The following is a 16,283-nucleotide window of genomic DNA, read 5'->3' as shown; positions in this document are numbered from 1 at the left end:
TTGAATCTGTATGCGGCCAATGCGCCATTTGGCGGAAATGTGGTAGGTCTTGAAGCTGCCTCTTGGCGGTATTTTGGCAAATCACCTGCTTTACTCTCCTGGGCGGAAGGCGCACTGCTTGCCGTTTTGCCCAATAGCCCTTCTTTGATACACCCTGGGCGCAACAGAAATGTGCTTTTGGACAAACGGAATAAATTATTGAACCGCCTTGCTGCCCGGGGCATTATTGATCCCACCACTTGCGATTTGGCAAAATCTGAACCATTGCCAGAAGCCCCGCATCCATTGCCCCGCTTCGCTCCCCACTTGTTGGATAGAATCGCCAAGGAAAAAGGCTACCTGCGTTTGAGAAGCACCGTTCAATCAGGTTTCCAGGCAAATGTATTGGATGTAGCCCGCAGGCACCATGAATTGCTTGAATTCAGCCAAATCCACAATCTGGCAATAGTAGTGGCCGATGTACAGCGGGGTGAGGTAATGGCCTATGTGGGCAATGCTCCGTTTGCTGGAGCTGACCATGGAGAGCAAGTTGATATCGTCACTGCCCCTCGGAGTAGTGGCAGCATCCTTAAGCCGTTTTTATACGGATTGGCCCTCAATGATGCCATTGTGTCGCCCAACAGCTTGCTCCCAGACGTACCGATGAACATCAATGGATACCGGCCTGAAAACTTTCAGGAGGGCTACGACGGCCTGGTGCCCGCCAACGAAGCACTTTCCCGTTCGCTCAACATTCCTTTTGTTGATTTGCTGCGGCAATACGATTTTGGGCGCTTTCACTATCAACTCAAAAAACTGGGGGTGACTACCCTTTCGCAAGCGCCTAGTCATTACGGTTTATCCTTAATATTGGGTGGAGCGGAAACCAATCTTTGGGATCTTTGTGGCATGTATGCTTCGATGGCTCGGGTACTCCGGCATTATCCAACGTACAGCAGTCGGTATGATCCAGCAGATTTTCATCCATTGAGTTATTCTCCAACCCAATTCCAGGAACCAACAAATATCAACAGGCTGGATCAGAATGCCAATCAATTGTCTGCTGGGGCTATTTGGGCAACGTTTGAAGCCATGCAGGAAGTTCAAAGGCCTGGCAGCGAAAACCAATGGCAACAATTTAGTACGAGTCGCAGGGTAGCCTGGAAAACCGGAACCAGTTTTGGATTTAGAGATGCTTGGGCAATTGGTATAACGCCAGAATACGTTGTAGGCGTGTGGGTTGGCAATGCCGATGGAGAAGGGAGGCCTGGACTGGTGGGAACCATTGCAGCCGCGCCCATTCTGTTTGATGTATTTGGCCTTTTGCCTTCCACCTCCTGGTTTGCATGTCCATTTGACGATATGGTTCGGGCAGAGGTATGTTCGGAGACTGGATTTCGGGCCGGGCAATATTGCTCACCAGACACCCTCTTGATTCCCAAAAAGGCATTAAATAGTCGAGTGTGTACTTATCATCAGTTGGTTCATTTAGATCAGCAGGAACGTTATCAGGTTACTGCACAATGTTTTTTGCCCGGTCAGATGGTCAATCGCCCTTGGTTGGTATTTCCTCCCCTTGAAGAATATTATTACCGTCAGCGGCATCCGGAATACGCGGCACTTCCGCCTTTGCATCCCGACTGTCAGACCCAATCAGGCAATGACAGCCCAATGCAGTTGATTTATCCAAGGCAGGCCAGTCGCATATTCGTACCCATTGATTTGGATGGAAAAAAGTCTAAAACTATTTTTCAGGTAGCTCACCGCCGAGCAAGCGCAAAAATCTATTGGCACATTGATCAGGAATATATGGGTACAACCCAGACTTTTCATCAGTTTGCTTTTGAACCCCCTGCGGGCAAACACGTTTTGACTTTGGTAGATGAAAATGGATACCGGTTGGAGCAAAGATTTGAGATCATTTTGAAAAAATGACCCTTGAAAAAATCATATTAAAAAAAGAGACTCCCGCATCAAGGAGGTCAAAGATGCGGGAGCCGGACAACATACTATGAGAAAACTACAATCCAAAGGTATCGAAAGAATCTGGATTGAATCCGCCTCAATTAGGTTATGCCTACAATGTCTGCTGAGTGGTTGCTGGAATTTACGAAGCGGTTGGAAAACAGTTAGATTTGGGCAAGTTTACTTTTCATTTCGGAGTACTTCTTCAAAATTTTTGACAAAAAAAAACCTACACTCAGCTTAAGAGTGTAGGAGAATTAAACATACTATGAGAAAACTAAAACAAAGATAGAACCATACCCAAGCTGAACAAGGTACGTTTAGGGAACGGCAGAGATTCTCACGGAACGGTAGGTTCCCTTTAGAATACGGTAATCGTGGTTGGAATTTTGTGCGCAGTATTTTGGCACTTTAGATCAGAATGACAAAAGTATACCATTTATATGAATAATGCAAATCTATTTTATGTTCAGTGGGAGGCCACTTACCATGAAAGTCACTTTTTCTGCTTTTGCGGCTAAATATTGATTGACCCAGCCTTGCAAATCAGTAAACTTCCTCCCAATTTCGGTATCCGCATGCAACCCCATGCCCAACTCATTGGTTACAAAAAGCATCACCCCTGGAACTTCCGCCAGGGCATCAATTTCTTGTTTGGCCAATTCAAGACAACGGTCAAGGTTGTTTTTTTCATCTACAAAAAGATTGGTGAGCCAGAGGGTGGCACAATCAATGACCACTACCCGGTTTGAGATATTGAGTTGAGATGGTTTTTTTTCTTCTTCGATGCTCGTCCAGCGCTCGTCCCGATCCAGTTTGTGCCGTTTGATTCTTTCGTTGAAATCTTCATCCCAATTTCGCGCAGTAGCGACATAAATTGGGTTTTCTGCTTTCTCTAAAGCTATTTCCTGTGCAAAGCGGCTTTTGCCACTTCTAGCACCTCCGGTTATCATCCAAATCATCTGATGTGCGCAATTTGATCTTCGATTAAAATGGGCATGCGGCGAAAACGCAGAAAGAGTTGAATGGTTGCCAAAACATCTTTTTCACAGTAAAAAGAAATGCGCTCCACATCATTTTCTTCCCAATACACTCTTCCTACCTGGCTGCCGTCAATATCGTCTTTGGGAGAAGGAAAGTCCAGTAAGGCGGCTAATACCTTCAAGGATGTGTAATTTTTTCGATCCCCAAATTTCCACATTTCCATGGTATCGAGCAAATGGAGGGTTTCCCAAGGTTTTTTTCCTTCCAAATCCATCAGTTTTGGAAAAGGCATTTGGTGCACCACCATCCTTCGACAGAGGTAAGGAACATCAAACTCTTTGATGTTGTGGCCACAAATGAAATGCTTTCCGGGAGTAGGATAATGCTGGGCCAGGAGTTCTGAAAAATCGCCCAACAGCTTTGCTTCATCGTGACCTGCAAAAGATTTGAGTCGAACTTTGAGCCGCTTGTCGTCCTTGTCCCTGTACACTACTCCTACCGAGATGCACATGATCTTTCCGAACTCCGCATAAATTGCAGCTCGATCACGGTAGGTCTCGTTGAGCTCCTCTGAATTGGCATCTGCTTCCGTTTTGAATAGCGAGGTGCTTTTTGACTTCCACAAATGTTGAAAATCTTCGGAAAGTTCAGCATAAGTGCGGGTTACACTTACCGTTTCAATATCCAAAAATAGGACATTGGCAATATCGATTTGTTCCAGCATATCCAATTTTGTATTTGGCAGACAATATTAGCAAACTTCGGGTCGTTACGCAATTGCTTTTTAGGAAATACAAAAATTGCGCTTTAAACAGTTCCTTTAACTTAAAATTTGATCGCTTTTTCTGTATTTCTCATTTTTTTTTAATAAAAACCAAAAAACTATGTCAACCACATCTGGAAACAATTCTAAGAATACCATTCTTGGAGTAGCGATCGGCGTTATTGTTTTACTCTTGGGGATCAATGGATACATGATCTACAACCGTAGCCAACTTAAAGCTGAGAATACCGAGATTTCTGCTGACCTGGAAGAGACCACCAAACTGAAAGAAGAGCTCAACAAGCAATACTATTCTGCTTTGTCTGAATTGGAAGGCATGCGTGGCACCAACGAAGAACTGAATGCCTTGATCGATCAGCAGAAAACTGAATTGGATGCCTCAAAGACCAGAATCGAATCTTTGCTGCGCGACAAAAACAGCCTTGGCAAAGCACGTGCTGAAGTAGGAAACCTGCAAGGCCGCATCAACCAATTGCTGGCAGAAGTCAACACCCTGCGCGGTGAAAACGAAACCTTGAAGACGGATGTATCCCGCTTGGGCGAAGAAAAAACCCAACTGCAAACTACCCTGGAAGCTGAAAAAGCAACCACTACACAGTTGAGCACTGCCAAGACTCAATTGGAGACTGAAAAAACCGAATTGGAAAAAACCAAAACTGACTTGTCTAAAAAAGTAACTGCTGCTTCCTCCATCAAAGTTCAAGAAATTGACGCAAATGGTCTAATCACTAAAGAAAAAGGCAAGCCAAGCAAAAGCAGCAACGCTAAAAAAGTCAATCAGGTAGATGTTTGCTTTGAGATCATTCCGAACGAAAATGCGGAAATCGGTCAGGAAGTTTTCCACGTACGGGTGATCACTCCAAAAGGTGAAACTTTGGCTTCAGAAGGTTCATTCACCAGCGGATCTGGCGAAGATGTACCTTTTTCAAAAGCCAAAACAACCAGTTACAACAAAGGCGAAGCTAAAGTTTGCGCTTCAGTTGCCCCTGGTGCTCCATTTGAAGCAGGCGATTACAAAGTTGAAGTGTACAACAAAGGCTACCTTTCTGGCAAAGGTACTTTTAAACTTAAATAGAAGTTTTAGGTTATAGGTTTTGAGTTTATCAGTTGTTGTTCGCTTAGGCGAACAACAACTGATAAATCCAGAATTCAATACTTTAAAACAGTAAACATGGAAGAGCATTTCATCAATCCAATCGATAAGGATAAAATTGCCGAAAACCCGCATCTCCTCCCGTATGCGCATACTGTAGGTGGCGCAGTGATCAAGCCAATCGACAAAGGTAAAGTTAAGGGTCGTGCTGTAACTGCCATGTACGAGCAGACAGATATGGATCTAGACCAGATCCGCCAACAAATTGAACTTTTGGCTTCCCAAGCCAAAGCCATTCAGAATCGAGTAAACATCTCCGAACGCATCTACCTTGCCGAAATGAATTTTGGCCCCATCATCGGAAAAATCTACCATCTTTATCGTAGGCCCAATGGCAAAGACGTGATGTCCATGATTTCACCAAATGAGTGGGGCGCTAAAATGCCTTACGCGTTTGTAGCGACCATCAAACTCCTCGCAGATCATACCTGGGACATACTCGCAACTGGGGATTTAGAGCTCTAAGCGCCGGTAACAAGCCTTCCTGTGTTAATTTTTTAAAAAGTTTTTGCAGTTCTGTGAATAATTCAAAAATTCTTCCCAAATTAGCGTCACGAGAAAATCATTAAGGTTTTTTGCCCCTCAAAGGTCCCACTATACATATCAGTTTTATCCCGTGAGCATCCATTTGAACCCCATAATGGAGTGCAACAAAATTTTATCACGTACAACCTTACAAAACTGATTGGTCATGCTAGTACTTGTCGTAACCTTCGCTGCTTTTGTTGCTGGGGCCGGTATTATTACCGCTATGAATACAGCACCTAAGGGTGCTCGCCGCTAAAATGCAGATGATCAGTTGGCTCAACTGATCATCTACATTTCGCGTCCCCCCGCGATTTTTTTCTTTATTGCCATCCTTTTGTGGCGTATGCTGATCTAGCCCTTTTCAGTCTTCTTTGAGAAACCCTTTTAACTTACTTAGGTCTATTTAGGCCCAATGCGCTAGTTTCAGCCGCCGAAGGCGTCCTACTAACAAGATAAAGTGCTGCATTCAGCCAGGAATGGTGGGATGTAGCATTTTTTATTTTCGGTTCGATTCTTTTTAAAAAAACTGGAAACAACGAAATTGTAAGTGATTGGACAGTATAATATTGTGTGAATTCACTTCATTTGTGGCTGAAAATAAATCCCGCCAACATTGTGTGCAATTCACCAAAAAAAATCCAAGCATGTCTACCTTGATTCGCATCGCCCATCTGAATGCCCCTTTCGTGTACCGAACAATGCAGAAAATTGAGGAAAACAGACAAAAATCTACTTCGAGTGAATTGCCACACCGACACGATTACTTCACCATCATTGCTGTAGAACAGGCCCATGGCACCCATCAAATTGATTTTACCAACCATCCACTTGCGCCAAATACCATCTTTTTTATCTCCCCAGAGCAAGTGCACAACCTGAGCATTGTTCCCCATACCGAGCATGAACTGCGGGGTCACGTCCTCCTGTTTACCAATGATTTTTTATTGGAGTACAGCATTTCGCCCAAGCGATTGACCGAGTTGGAATTGTTTTTCAATTGTGATGAGTCCAGGCCCTTATCGGTGTCAGAACCCGAGATGCAGCAATTGAATTTTTATTTTCAAAAAATAGCAACAGAATTTAGCCAGGAAAATCCACACAAACTAGAAGTACTGGGCGCCTGGCTCAAGCTGTTGACCATGGAATTTGTACGCTTAAAACAAGATAAAAACCTTAAAAACAACAAGCTTGACCATCGACAAGCCGAGATTGTACGCCACTTTAAAAATGACGTAGAGCAACAGTTCAGCACCTGGCATCAGGTAAACGATTATGCGCAGGCACAAAACCTGAGCAGCAATTACCTCAACGAAATCATCAAATCCGAGACGGGCACTTCGGCCAAAGAATTCATCCTCAATCGGCTCATCCTGGAAGCCAAAAGATTGGCCCGGTACTCAGAAATGACCGCCAAGGAGATTTCTTTTGCGCTAGGGTATGAAGATGGCGCTCAATTCAGCAAATTTTTCAAAAAGCAAACGGGCATGACCCTATCGGAGTTCAAAAAACAGGTGATCGCGCAAAATCCATGATTTTGACAAGGACTACCATGCATTTACCATTTACGGAGCCATGATGGAGGCGTAACTTTGTGGCATCATTAAAACAAAAAGACCATGTCAAATTCCCTGATCACGGGTTTGCACCATATCACTGCGATGGCTTCAGACCCTCAAAGAAATCTTGATTTTTATGCTGGTTTACTTGGTTTGCGCCTGGTAAAAAAGACCATCAATTTCGATGCACCCGATGTGTACCACCTTTATTACGGGGACGAGACGGGAAAAGCAGGCAGCATCATGACTTTCTTTCCTTTCGGGGCTAGTCCTTATCGGGGTCGCCAGGGCACTGGTCAAGCAGCAACCACTTCATTCTCAATCCCAGTGAATGCCCTGGATTTTTGGCAAAAACGATTTGACCAATTCCAGGTCAGTTACAAAGCCCCCCAAACGCGTTTCAACGAAGTGGTGATTTATTTTGAAGACCCCGATGGGTTGGGACTGGAATTGGTGGCCAATGATGCCGATACCCGCCCACCATTCACTTATGGGCACATTCCTGCCGAAGTGGCCATCCGTGGCTTTTGGGGCAGCGAGTTGTGGGAAACCAGTTACGAAAAAACTGAAGCTTTGTTGACCCAACATTTAGGTTATGAATTCATCGGCGAAGCGGGGGTACGCCGACGCTACCTACCCAAAAGTGTTGATTCCGCTGAAAAAGGCAATGAGGCCGGAAATTTTGTAGACATTCTCTGGGATTCCACTCAGCGGTATGGCGTAGGGGGGATCGGTACCGTGCACCACATCGCGTTTGATACGCCAACGGATGAGACTCAAAAAGGGGTGCGGGAGATCTTGCTGTCCAAAGGTTTTATGCCCACGGAAGTGTTAGATCGCCAATATTTTCACTCCATCTATTTCCGCGAACCAGGCGGGGTGTTGTTTGAGATCGCTACCAATCCGCCCGGATTCACCTTTGACGAAACGATTGAAAACCTGGGCACCGGACTGAAACTTCCTCCTTGGCAAGAAAAAAACCGCGATCAGATTGAAAAGCACTTGGCGCCTATTTCTCTGGAAAAAAGCGTGGAGGCGTACCGAGTAGGTTAATTGATACACATTCCGCAACACTTAAATGTCCGCACAACCTGAAATAGCTATAGTAATGCGGAAGAGGCCTTATTGAAATCCCGATTTTGCGGAAGTGGAGGCGGGTTAAGCGAAAAACTGTTTGAGACCCGACGCAGGAGGGGCGAGTTTTTTTCGCGCCGCCGGAGCTTTCGCAAAATCGTAGGATTTCAATACAGCCTTGATTTTTTTGGTTACTTTTTGCATCAGGCAAAAAGTGACAAATATTCAATAGCGGTTTAACTACCCAGCACTACCATAATAACTTGTCGTATGAAACGACTTGAATACAGCGTTTACTGTGCAATGTGATTCATCAATACTGGTGAAATGCCTGCGACACAAAAGCCAACACCTCAGGCAAAGCCTGCCTCCAATACGTCCAGGTATGGCCGCCGTCGCGGGCGCGAAACTCATGCGGAATCTCCTTTTTGCGCATAGCAATGTGTACCAGTGAATTCCCTTCGTACAAAAAATCATCGTCTCCACAATCGATGTACCAGCGTACCGCTTTCTTTTGATTCTCAGGCATATTGTTGATCAATTGCAAAACACTTTGTCGGTTGAAATAATCTTCGATTTGGGCATCCGTTGCAGTTGAATCTGCTCTTCTGACATAGGTTTTGGCCATATCCATGGTCAGCGGGCCGGTAGCAGCACTCAGCGGGCAAGCAGAAGAAAACAACTCTGGATGGTGCAGCGCGTAGGTAAAGCTCCCATCACCGCCCATGGAAAGCCCGGCAATGGCCCGAAAACGCTTTTCCGTTTTGATGCGGTATTTCTTTTCTACAAACGGCATCAATTCCTTGAAGAAAAAATCCTCGTACAGCCAGGTACCCGTAGCGTTGTTGGAATAGCCCCGGCGAGTAGTATTCGCGTCGGGCATCACGATGATCATGGGCGTAGCCGTTCCTTCCTTAACGGCTTTGTCGGTAATGTTCAAGACTTCACCAAATTGTACCCAACCCGTTTGGTCATCCCCACCGCCGTGGAGCAAGTAGAGTACCGGATAAGTCCGCGCAGAGGTTTCGTAATCAGCAGGAAGGTAAATGGCGTACTTGCGCTCCATGCCCAGAATTTTGCTTTGCAGCGTAAGGTTGTCCATGACCTTGCCGCTCTGGGCAGCGAGATTGATGCCCATGCAGATCAAGGCAATGAATAGACTGATGTTTTTCATGTTGTTTGTTTATGTGTATAGGTGAAAATACGAAAAGATGTTGATTTTGGCGTGGCAATGCTTGCATAAAGCAACAAAAAAGGCTGACAAAATGAACGGATCATTTTGCCAGCCTTCTTTATCCTATATATTTTCTGATTACGGCTTAATTGTACTGGCCGTATTCTCCTTCATCCAGGGCCCCAAATTGGCGCAGCCTTCATATTGGCGATCAATGATGATGAACGTTTTGCGGATGCGTTCTTCCACCCATTTGTTTACAATCTCATTGCGCTTAGATTCGATGGCGGCCTTTTGGATTTTGGCGTAATCTTGCGCCAGGTTGGCTTTGTGCGGCGTGGTGCGCGACATGAGTTTCACCAATCGGTAGAAATAATCTCCGCCTTCATCCCGAAATTCGATTGGCTTGGAGATGCTGTTGATTTTCATGGTATCGATGGCAAAATAGACATCAGGATCCAGATCGCCCACTTCAAAAAAAGTGTTGCCTGATCCAGGATTCACCATGCGTCCATCGTTGTTGAAACTCTGAACGTTTTTGTCTGAGTATTTTTTCACTCCGCGAGAAAAAGAAATGGAATCCTTGAGGAGCAGGGTACGCACCGTGTCCATGTGCCGTTTTCCAGTTTCGATATCATCATCGGTGATTTCGGGGCGAATCAAAATGTGGCGAACGTGAATGGAGTTGCCTCGGCGTCCCAACATCTGGATGATGTGAAAACCAAATTGGGTTTCAGTAACCGGAGACACTTCGTTGTCTTCCAGTTTGTAAGCGGCAGCTTCAAATTCGGTCACGTACTTTCCGCGCTTGGCCCAGCCCAAATCGCCGCCGCCACGGGCAGACCCATCGTCCGAAAACTTTTGAGCCAACACGGCAAAGTCTTCTTTTCCGTCTACAATGCGCTTGCGAATGTCTTCCAATTTGGACAAGGTTACCCGTCGTTGCTCTTTGTTGATGGGAACTTTGTATACAATTTCGCCCACTTCAACTTCTGAACTGAAATAGGGCAAACTGTCTTTGGGAATGCGGCGAAAGAAGTCTTTAACCTCGGAAGGCGTAACACTTACATCGTTCATAATTTTGGTGCGCATCCGTTCAATCAGGAGGTTGTTGCGCAAATCCTCGCGGAATTGCTCCCGAACTTCATTTACGGTTTGGCCATAATATTCTTCAAATTGCTTGAGGTCGTTGTTCATGTAACTCAGAATACGCTCAATCCTGGCGGTAAGTTGGGTTTCTACCTCGTCCTCTTTTACTTCAATACTGTCCAATTTAGCCTGGTTGAGCAAAAGCTTGTTCACCAGGATTTGCTCTACCATCATGCAACGCGCTTCTGGGGGTACCGCCCCATTGCGTTGAGATTTGGCATAGGAGTACTGCTCTTCTACCTCAGACAACAAGGTGATCTCACCGCCAACGGTGGCTACCATTTTGTCTAAAACCTGCCTTTGCGCCATCGCTGCCAAACTCATGGTCAACAAAACAGCCAATATTAAGTACCGCATTTTCCAACAATTTTTATCCATTTTGGGTTTTCAGTTTTTGGAGTGGGTTTTTCAGTTGAACCATCCACGCTCAATTGCAGATGATGCGAAAAACCTAAAACCCTAAACTTAAAGCCCTAATATATTTCCACATTGCGCTTTTTCAAGGCAATTTCATAAAGGTCTTCCCGCTTGCGTTGAAGCAAGTCCAGTTTTCGTTTGTGGAGCACGAAGGTACGCGCTTGTTGCTCAATGTAGCCCAATGGCGCAATTTCTTTCCTGTTTTTCAGCTCCAACAAGCGAAAATAGTATACAAACTCGCCATCGGTTTGGCGAAATTCTCTTTTAGAAGCAATATTATCGGCGGTTATTGTGCCTTTGGGCATGACCGAACCGATGACATCTACTTTGTGCCAGATGCTGTCTACCAAAACATGCGCGGTAGCGTATTTCTGGCAATAAGCCTCCAGTTTTCCCAAATTGCTCCCCCGGGGCTTGTTCCAATAACCCAAAAGGCTATCGGGTTTTGGTACTGGGGCTGCAATTTTGATAAAGAAACAGCGGATAATGGGGGTTTCCAATTCGTATTGTTCCTTGTTTTTTTCGTAAAAAGCCTGTAGTTCAGTTTTGGTTACCGTAGAATCCAAAAGCTGTTCTACCAATACTTGTTCGTAGTTGTTTCGAATCAGCGAGCGGCGGTAATCCCGCACCAATTGATCAATATTGAGATCCGGAGGGAGATTTTTCTCTGCCTCGTACATCAATAGTTCTTCGCGGATCCAACGATTGACATAAGCCTGAATGATCAATACGCTGTCTCCTTTAGTCGCTTGTTCTGGAAACATGTTTTCCAATTCGGAGAGGTGCAATTCCCGATTGAATACCCTGGCAAGCAAACGATCACCCTGTAGCTTGTCATCAGACTCACACGCTACAAAGGCGATGGCCAACAGCAAAAAAGTTAGAATATTCAGGCTCCTCTTTCCAATCATGGCTGAAGATAGTTGAAGAGTTGATTGTACCGTAGATCCCGTTCCGCTTCGCTCCCCCCCTTCCCTTCGGCTTCGCTCAGGGTACGGAGGGGAGCGAAGCGAAGCGGGATCTACAGCAACCAACTCTCCGACTATTTTTTGATTAAGCTTTCAAAAACTCCTTTGTCTATCTTGACCGGATATTGCTTTTTCAGTTCGTTTACCCATTGAATTTCCAGGTGATCTTGATAATCAGCGATGATGTATCCTCTGGCTTCATTGAGCAGTTTGTCTTGCGCCGGAAGAATCTTTTCCACTTTATAGAAAGAATACTCGTTGTTTTGGCGATCCAATTTGGCCACCGTTACCTCTCCTGCTTTCCAATCTTTCAATTCAGACGCTTCGGGTGATTTGCCTTTTTCCAAGGTCAATTCTTCAACGCGAATTCCAATGGTATCGGATTTGTTGAATTTCTCCAATACTTCTTGAGTCGAATGCTTGCGGGCATACTCACGAACGGGCTCTAAAACCGATTTGGAAATGCCATCGATAAAGAATACCGAAGTAAGCGCACGATCTTCCCAACGGTATTTGCCTTTGATGGTTTTGAAATAGTTTTTCAAACCAACCGTATCTTGAGAAGCTTTGTCCCAAACATTGATTCTGGTTGCTTCAAAAAGCAGAATTCCTTCCTCGTATTCGCGCAACAGTGCCTTGAATTCTGGATATTTTTGATCCAGGCGTTGTTCTTCAAAGCGCAGGCAAGATTCGTTGACATACTCATCGTACAAATTTTGCACTGCAGCATCTGTATTGGTTTCACCTGACATGCGCATGCGCTGACGGGTAGCAGCTTCTACAAATTGGGCAAAATTGCCCATGGTATAGGCTTTTTTCGCCATAGTAAACAACACTTTGTCACTTGGTGGTTGTGGCGCCCGCCACTGGAAAGTGAAGAAAGTATCGTTCAGGGTTGCGGCAAAGTCGGTCAGCAGGTTGGGATAATCTTTGAACCCAGTTTCGCGCTTGATGTCGTCTACCATGGCTTTGCGGGCCATCTCGAAGCGGGCATCTCTTTTGATGCGTGCTTCTAATTGACCACGCATTTGGTCATAAGGTTGTATCTCTTTTTTGCTGATGCGCTTGATAATGTGCCAACCCACGCTGGTTTCGAATGGTTTGGAGTATTCTCCATCTTTGGCCACGCTGTAAGCAGCATCTTCAAAGGCTTGTTCAAAGCGGTTGATGGTTACAAAACCAACGTATCCGCCTTTATCGGCAGTCCGAGAATCGTTGGAGCTTCTGGCCGCTATTTCTTCAAAATTGCCGCCTCTTTTCAAGCTTGCATAGAGGGTATCAATTTGCATTTTGACCACAATAGCGTCCGACCCTTCGGTACGCAGCAAGATATGGGCAACCTCTACCTCACCTCTTGCGGGGCGCTTGCTGTGTGCTTTCAGCAAGTGGTAGCCAACACTGGTGCGAATGGGCATCGAGATTTGATCAAATGGAAGCTTATAGGCTGCACTTTCCAAGGGATAAAATCCATTGGGAAACATGGCAGTTACATAACCGATATGTCCTCCGTTGGTGGCTGCCGATTTATCGGCAGAAAGCTGTTGAGCTACCGTGGCAAAATTGTCCCCCTTGAGCAAGCGCGCCCGGGCATCCATTGCTTGTTTGAAGGTAGAAACGGTGTCAGCACCTTTGGCATCAGCAGGCAGGGCAAACAAGATATGGCTGATGTCGAGGTCGTACTGTGAACGCTCGAAAAGTTCTTTGGTCAATTTTTCGGTTACTTGCTTGTTCAGCAGATAAGAATCCGCCAATTGACGGCGGTAACCAGCCAATTCCTCCTGAAGGGACTGGACGGTGTCCAGCTTCATGTCTTTGGCTTTTTTGACTTTGAGTTTGAATTTGGTGTACAGATCCAGGTACTCTTGCAACGTAGCGCGGGAAAAATCTGCATTTTTTCCGTTCGTTTTGGAGTAAATGTACTTGAATTCGGAAACATGCACCTGGGTGCCATCTACCGTAAACAATACAGGATCGTTATCCTGTGCCTGGGAAAATACTACAAGGCTGAAAAAACAGCCAATCAGCAGCAAAAGGTTCTTTGCCATGTCAAGTTTTATTTTAGAAGTGGGGCAAAAATAAACTTATTCTTGTAAATAAACACGTTTAACGCGTTGGGAAATTCCGGTAAATACTTCATATGGAATGGTATCCAAAATACGGGCCAATTCATCCACGCTGGGCTCTTGCCCAAATATTTCCACCGTATCTCCTGTTTGCGCTTCTGGAATCAGGGTCAGATCGATCATCGACATGTCCATACAAACGCTGCCCAGAATGGGTGCGCGTTTTCCCCGTACACCAACACTGAAAGCTCCGTTGCCAGCCCCTCGGCGCAAACCGTCGGCATAACCTACAGAGATGGTTCCAGTTCGCATGAGAGAATGGGCGCGGGCGCGGCGACCATAACCGATGGATTCGCCTGGCGCAACAGCTTTGATTTGTGAAATAGTAGCCTTAAAACTCAAAACTACCTGTAGGGGTTCGGGCAGTGAATTGCTCACGTCGATGCCATACAGGCCAATCCCCAAACGCACCATATCCTGCTGGTATTGTGGAAAACGGGTAATGCCATTGGAGTTAAGGGCATGTTGGAGTGGTTTGTACCCCAAGACCTCAGCAATCCGGGCATAAGCCCGATTAAAACGCCTTGCTTGCTCGTGCGTAAAAGCATCGTGAGCAGGATCTTCGCTGGCCGCAAGATGGGTGTAAATGGACTTGACCACCAAATCAGAGTGGCTTTGCAAGTAAATCAAAAGCCCATCCAATTCGTGCTCGTCAAAGCCCAGGCGGTGCATGCCACTGTCAATACTGAGGTGAATGCCATGAGGCAAAGCTTGGGGATTGAGGTTTTTCAGTTGTTCCAGGCTGTATACCACGGGTTCCAAACGATGGAGGTGCATTTGTTCGAAAGCACCCAATTCGGGATTGAGCACCATGATGGGCGCACTGATCCCGGCTTGGCGCAATTCTGTACCTTCGTCGGCATAAGCCACGCAGCAATAATCAACCCGCAGGTATTCCAGCAGTCGGGCAACTTCTTTGCTGCCCGCACCATAGGCGGTTGCTTTGATCATCACCATGGTTTTGACTCCGGGTTGCAAGCAGCGCTGATAGGCCCGAAGATTGTGGGCCAAGGCACTTAGGTTGACTTCCAGTCGCGCCTGGTGTACTTGTCGCGAGAGCGCCTGGGCAATTTTTTCCAGGCGAAATTGCCGTGCCCCTTTGAGCAAAATTACTTCCGATTGAAAGCGCAGCGCAGGTAAGTTTTCCAACAGCGATTCCGTATTTTCAAAATAAGCTTGTTCGGTTTCTGCGGGTAAGCAAACTTGCAAGGTTTTAGTGGCCTCCCCTACCCCAATAACTCGATTCACTTGATGCTGTTGGATCAATTGGGCAATTTGTGGGTACAAGTCAGTATTACTCACTCCGCTTTGCAAAATTTCTGTAAGGATCAAGCTGCGGTTTCGCCCATGGTCGTGTTGCCGCATCCATTGCAAGCCCAGGCGCAGTGAGCTTAAGTCCGCATTGTAGGTATCGTTGATGATCAGGCAATTGTGTTGACCATCCAACAATTCCATACGCATGGCCACTGGCTCTAGTTGAGCCATCCGTTCCATGATTTGGGTAGATTTCAAGCCCAGGTGCAAAAGCGTAGCCCAACAATGGATGGCGTTTTCAATAGAAGCCTGATCCGTGAAAGGCAGGGTAATCCGCATTTCCTGCCCCTGGTAGCGCCCTTCCAGGTGGGTATGGCTCAAAAACGTTTCGGTCTTGTAGACGTACAAATCGGCATCAGCATGCAATTCGAGTGACCAGGTAGTGGTTGGGCAACCCAAAGCGGCTACCGCCTGATGAACTATGGGATTATCCCTTCGGTAGATCAGGGTATGCACCCCTGCAAAAAGCAACAGTTTTTCTTGTAGTTTGGCCTCCTGGCTCTTAAATCCTTCGCTGTGTGCCTCTCCCAGCATGGTAAAAATGCCGATTTGAGGCTGCAAGATGGGCACCAATTTGGCCATTTCACCACTGCGGGAAATTCCAGCCTCAAAAATGCCCAATTCGTGCTGCTGCTGAATGCCCCATACCGAAAGTGGCACCCCGATCTGCGAATTGTAACTCCGCGGACTGCGGATGATGGCAAAACTTGGGTACAACAACTGGAACAACCACTCTTTGATGATCGTTTTGCCGTTGCTGCCCGTGATGCCAATGACCTGCAAGGGAAATTGGCGGCGGTGATGGGCCGCAAGGCGTTGCAAGGCTTGAATTGCGTTTTGAACCTGCAAAAAATTGGCTTCAGGATAGTGGGTCACATCAGGCAAATGCGTGACCACAAAATTGCGGACGCCTGCGGCGTATACAGCAGGCAAAAACAGATGGCCGTCCTGTTGCGCTCCTTTGATGGCAAAGAACAGGCTGCGTTCGGCAAAAATGATTTGTCGGCTATCGAGCAACAAATGCTCTATCGATGCTTCAAAAAAGGCAATGCGGGGTGTGATGGCCTGGATAATTTCCTGAATCTCCTGAATTGCGTACATCAACTCGTTTTTTG

General features: G+C 46.1%; 12 protein-coding genes. 5 read left to right on the top strand and 7 right to left on the bottom strand.

Annotated elements, in window-relative coordinates; all coding sequences use genetic code 11:
* Positions 1 to 1,914, top strand: a 1,914-nt coding sequence (pbpC, locus tag ABW391_RS09305; protein WP_353481580.1) for a penicillin-binding protein 1C, incomplete at its 5' end; no start/stop codon positions are given.
* Between the two features lie 488 nt (positions 1,915 to 2,402).
* On the opposite strand, the gene ABW391_RS09300 is transcribed toward pbpC, so the two are convergent.
* Both ABW391_RS09300 and ABW391_RS09295 read right to left on the bottom strand, forming a co-directional pair.
* Positions 2,403 to 2,906 carry a bifunctional adenosylcobinamide kinase/adenosylcobinamide-phosphate guanylyltransferase gene (locus ABW391_RS09300; RefSeq protein WP_353481579.1) on the bottom strand — a complete coding sequence of 168 codons (504 nt, stop codon included), beginning with the start codon at positions 2,904 to 2,906 and terminating at the stop codon, positions 2,403 to 2,405.
* Positions 2,903 to 3,652, bottom strand: a complete 750-nt coding sequence (locus ABW391_RS09295; protein ID WP_353481578.1) for a 3'-5' exonuclease — start codon at positions 3,650 to 3,652, stop codon at positions 2,903 to 2,905. Before ABW391_RS09295 ends, ABW391_RS09300 begins: the two co-directional genes overlap by 4 nt.
* A gap of 160 nt (positions 3,653 to 3,812) precedes the next feature.
* On the opposite strand from ABW391_RS09295, the gene ABW391_RS09290 reads away from it, so the two are divergent.
* The 4 genes from ABW391_RS09290 (at position 3,813) to ABW391_RS09275 (ending at position 8,002) form a co-directional block, all read left to right on the top strand.
* A complete protein-coding gene (locus ABW391_RS09290) occupies positions 3,813 to 4,787 on the top strand; it encodes a DUF8428 domain-containing protein (RefSeq protein WP_353481577.1) in 975 nt (324 codons plus the stop codon).
* Positions 4,788 to 4,883: 96 nt separating this feature from the next.
* A complete protein-coding gene (locus tag ABW391_RS09285; RefSeq protein ID WP_353481576.1) occupies positions 4,884 to 5,330 on the top strand; it encodes a DUF2452 domain-containing protein in 447 nt (148 codons plus the stop codon).
* A 707-nt stretch (positions 5,331 to 6,037) separates the two neighbouring features.
* The gene (locus ABW391_RS09280) at positions 6,038 to 6,925 is read left to right on the top strand and encodes a helix-turn-helix domain-containing protein (RefSeq protein ID WP_353481575.1); all 888 of its coding nucleotides are present in this window, start codon (positions 6,038 to 6,040) and stop codon (positions 6,923 to 6,925) included.
* 84 nt (positions 6,926 to 7,009) lie between these two features.
* Complete coding sequence (locus tag ABW391_RS09275) at positions 7,010 to 8,002, top strand: ring-cleaving dioxygenase (RefSeq protein ID WP_353481574.1); 993 nt, start codon at positions 7,010 to 7,012, stop codon at positions 8,000 to 8,002.
* 334 nt (positions 8,003 to 8,336) lie between these two features.
* On the opposite strand, the gene ABW391_RS09270 is transcribed toward ABW391_RS09275, so the two are convergent.
* From ABW391_RS09270 to ABW391_RS09250, 5 genes are all read right to left on the bottom strand, one after another.
* A complete protein-coding gene (locus ABW391_RS09270) occupies positions 8,337 to 9,197 on the bottom strand; it encodes an alpha/beta hydrolase (RefSeq protein ID WP_353481573.1) in 861 nt (286 codons plus the stop codon).
* 138 nt (positions 9,198 to 9,335) lie between these two features.
* Positions 9,336 to 10,703, bottom strand: a complete 1,368-nt coding sequence (locus ABW391_RS09265; RefSeq protein WP_353481572.1) for a peptidylprolyl isomerase — start codon at positions 10,701 to 10,703, stop codon at positions 9,336 to 9,338.
* A 116-nt stretch (positions 10,704 to 10,819) separates the two neighbouring features.
* Positions 10,820 to 11,674, bottom strand: coding sequence for a hypothetical protein (locus ABW391_RS09260; RefSeq protein ID WP_353481571.1), 855 nt, complete (start codon positions 11,672 to 11,674; stop codon positions 10,820 to 10,822).
* A 131-nt stretch (positions 11,675 to 11,805) separates the two neighbouring features.
* A complete protein-coding gene (locus ABW391_RS09255) occupies positions 11,806 to 13,776 on the bottom strand; it encodes a peptidylprolyl isomerase (RefSeq protein WP_353481570.1) in 1,971 nt (656 codons plus the stop codon).
* Between the two features lie 36 nt (positions 13,777 to 13,812).
* Positions 13,813 to 16,283 (bottom strand): bifunctional UDP-N-acetylmuramoyl-tripeptide:D-alanyl-D-alanine ligase/alanine racemase (locus ABW391_RS09250; RefSeq protein WP_353481569.1); only part of this gene is annotated, 2,471 nt, incomplete at its 5' end.

Source organism: Haliscomenobacter sp. (genome assembly GCF_040403615.1).
Lineage (GTDB): Bacteria > Bacteroidota > Bacteroidia > Chitinophagales > Saprospiraceae > Haliscomenobacter.
The sequence above is the reverse complement of the archived record's forward strand: the minus strand, read 5'-3'. Positions and strand labels throughout refer to the sequence as shown.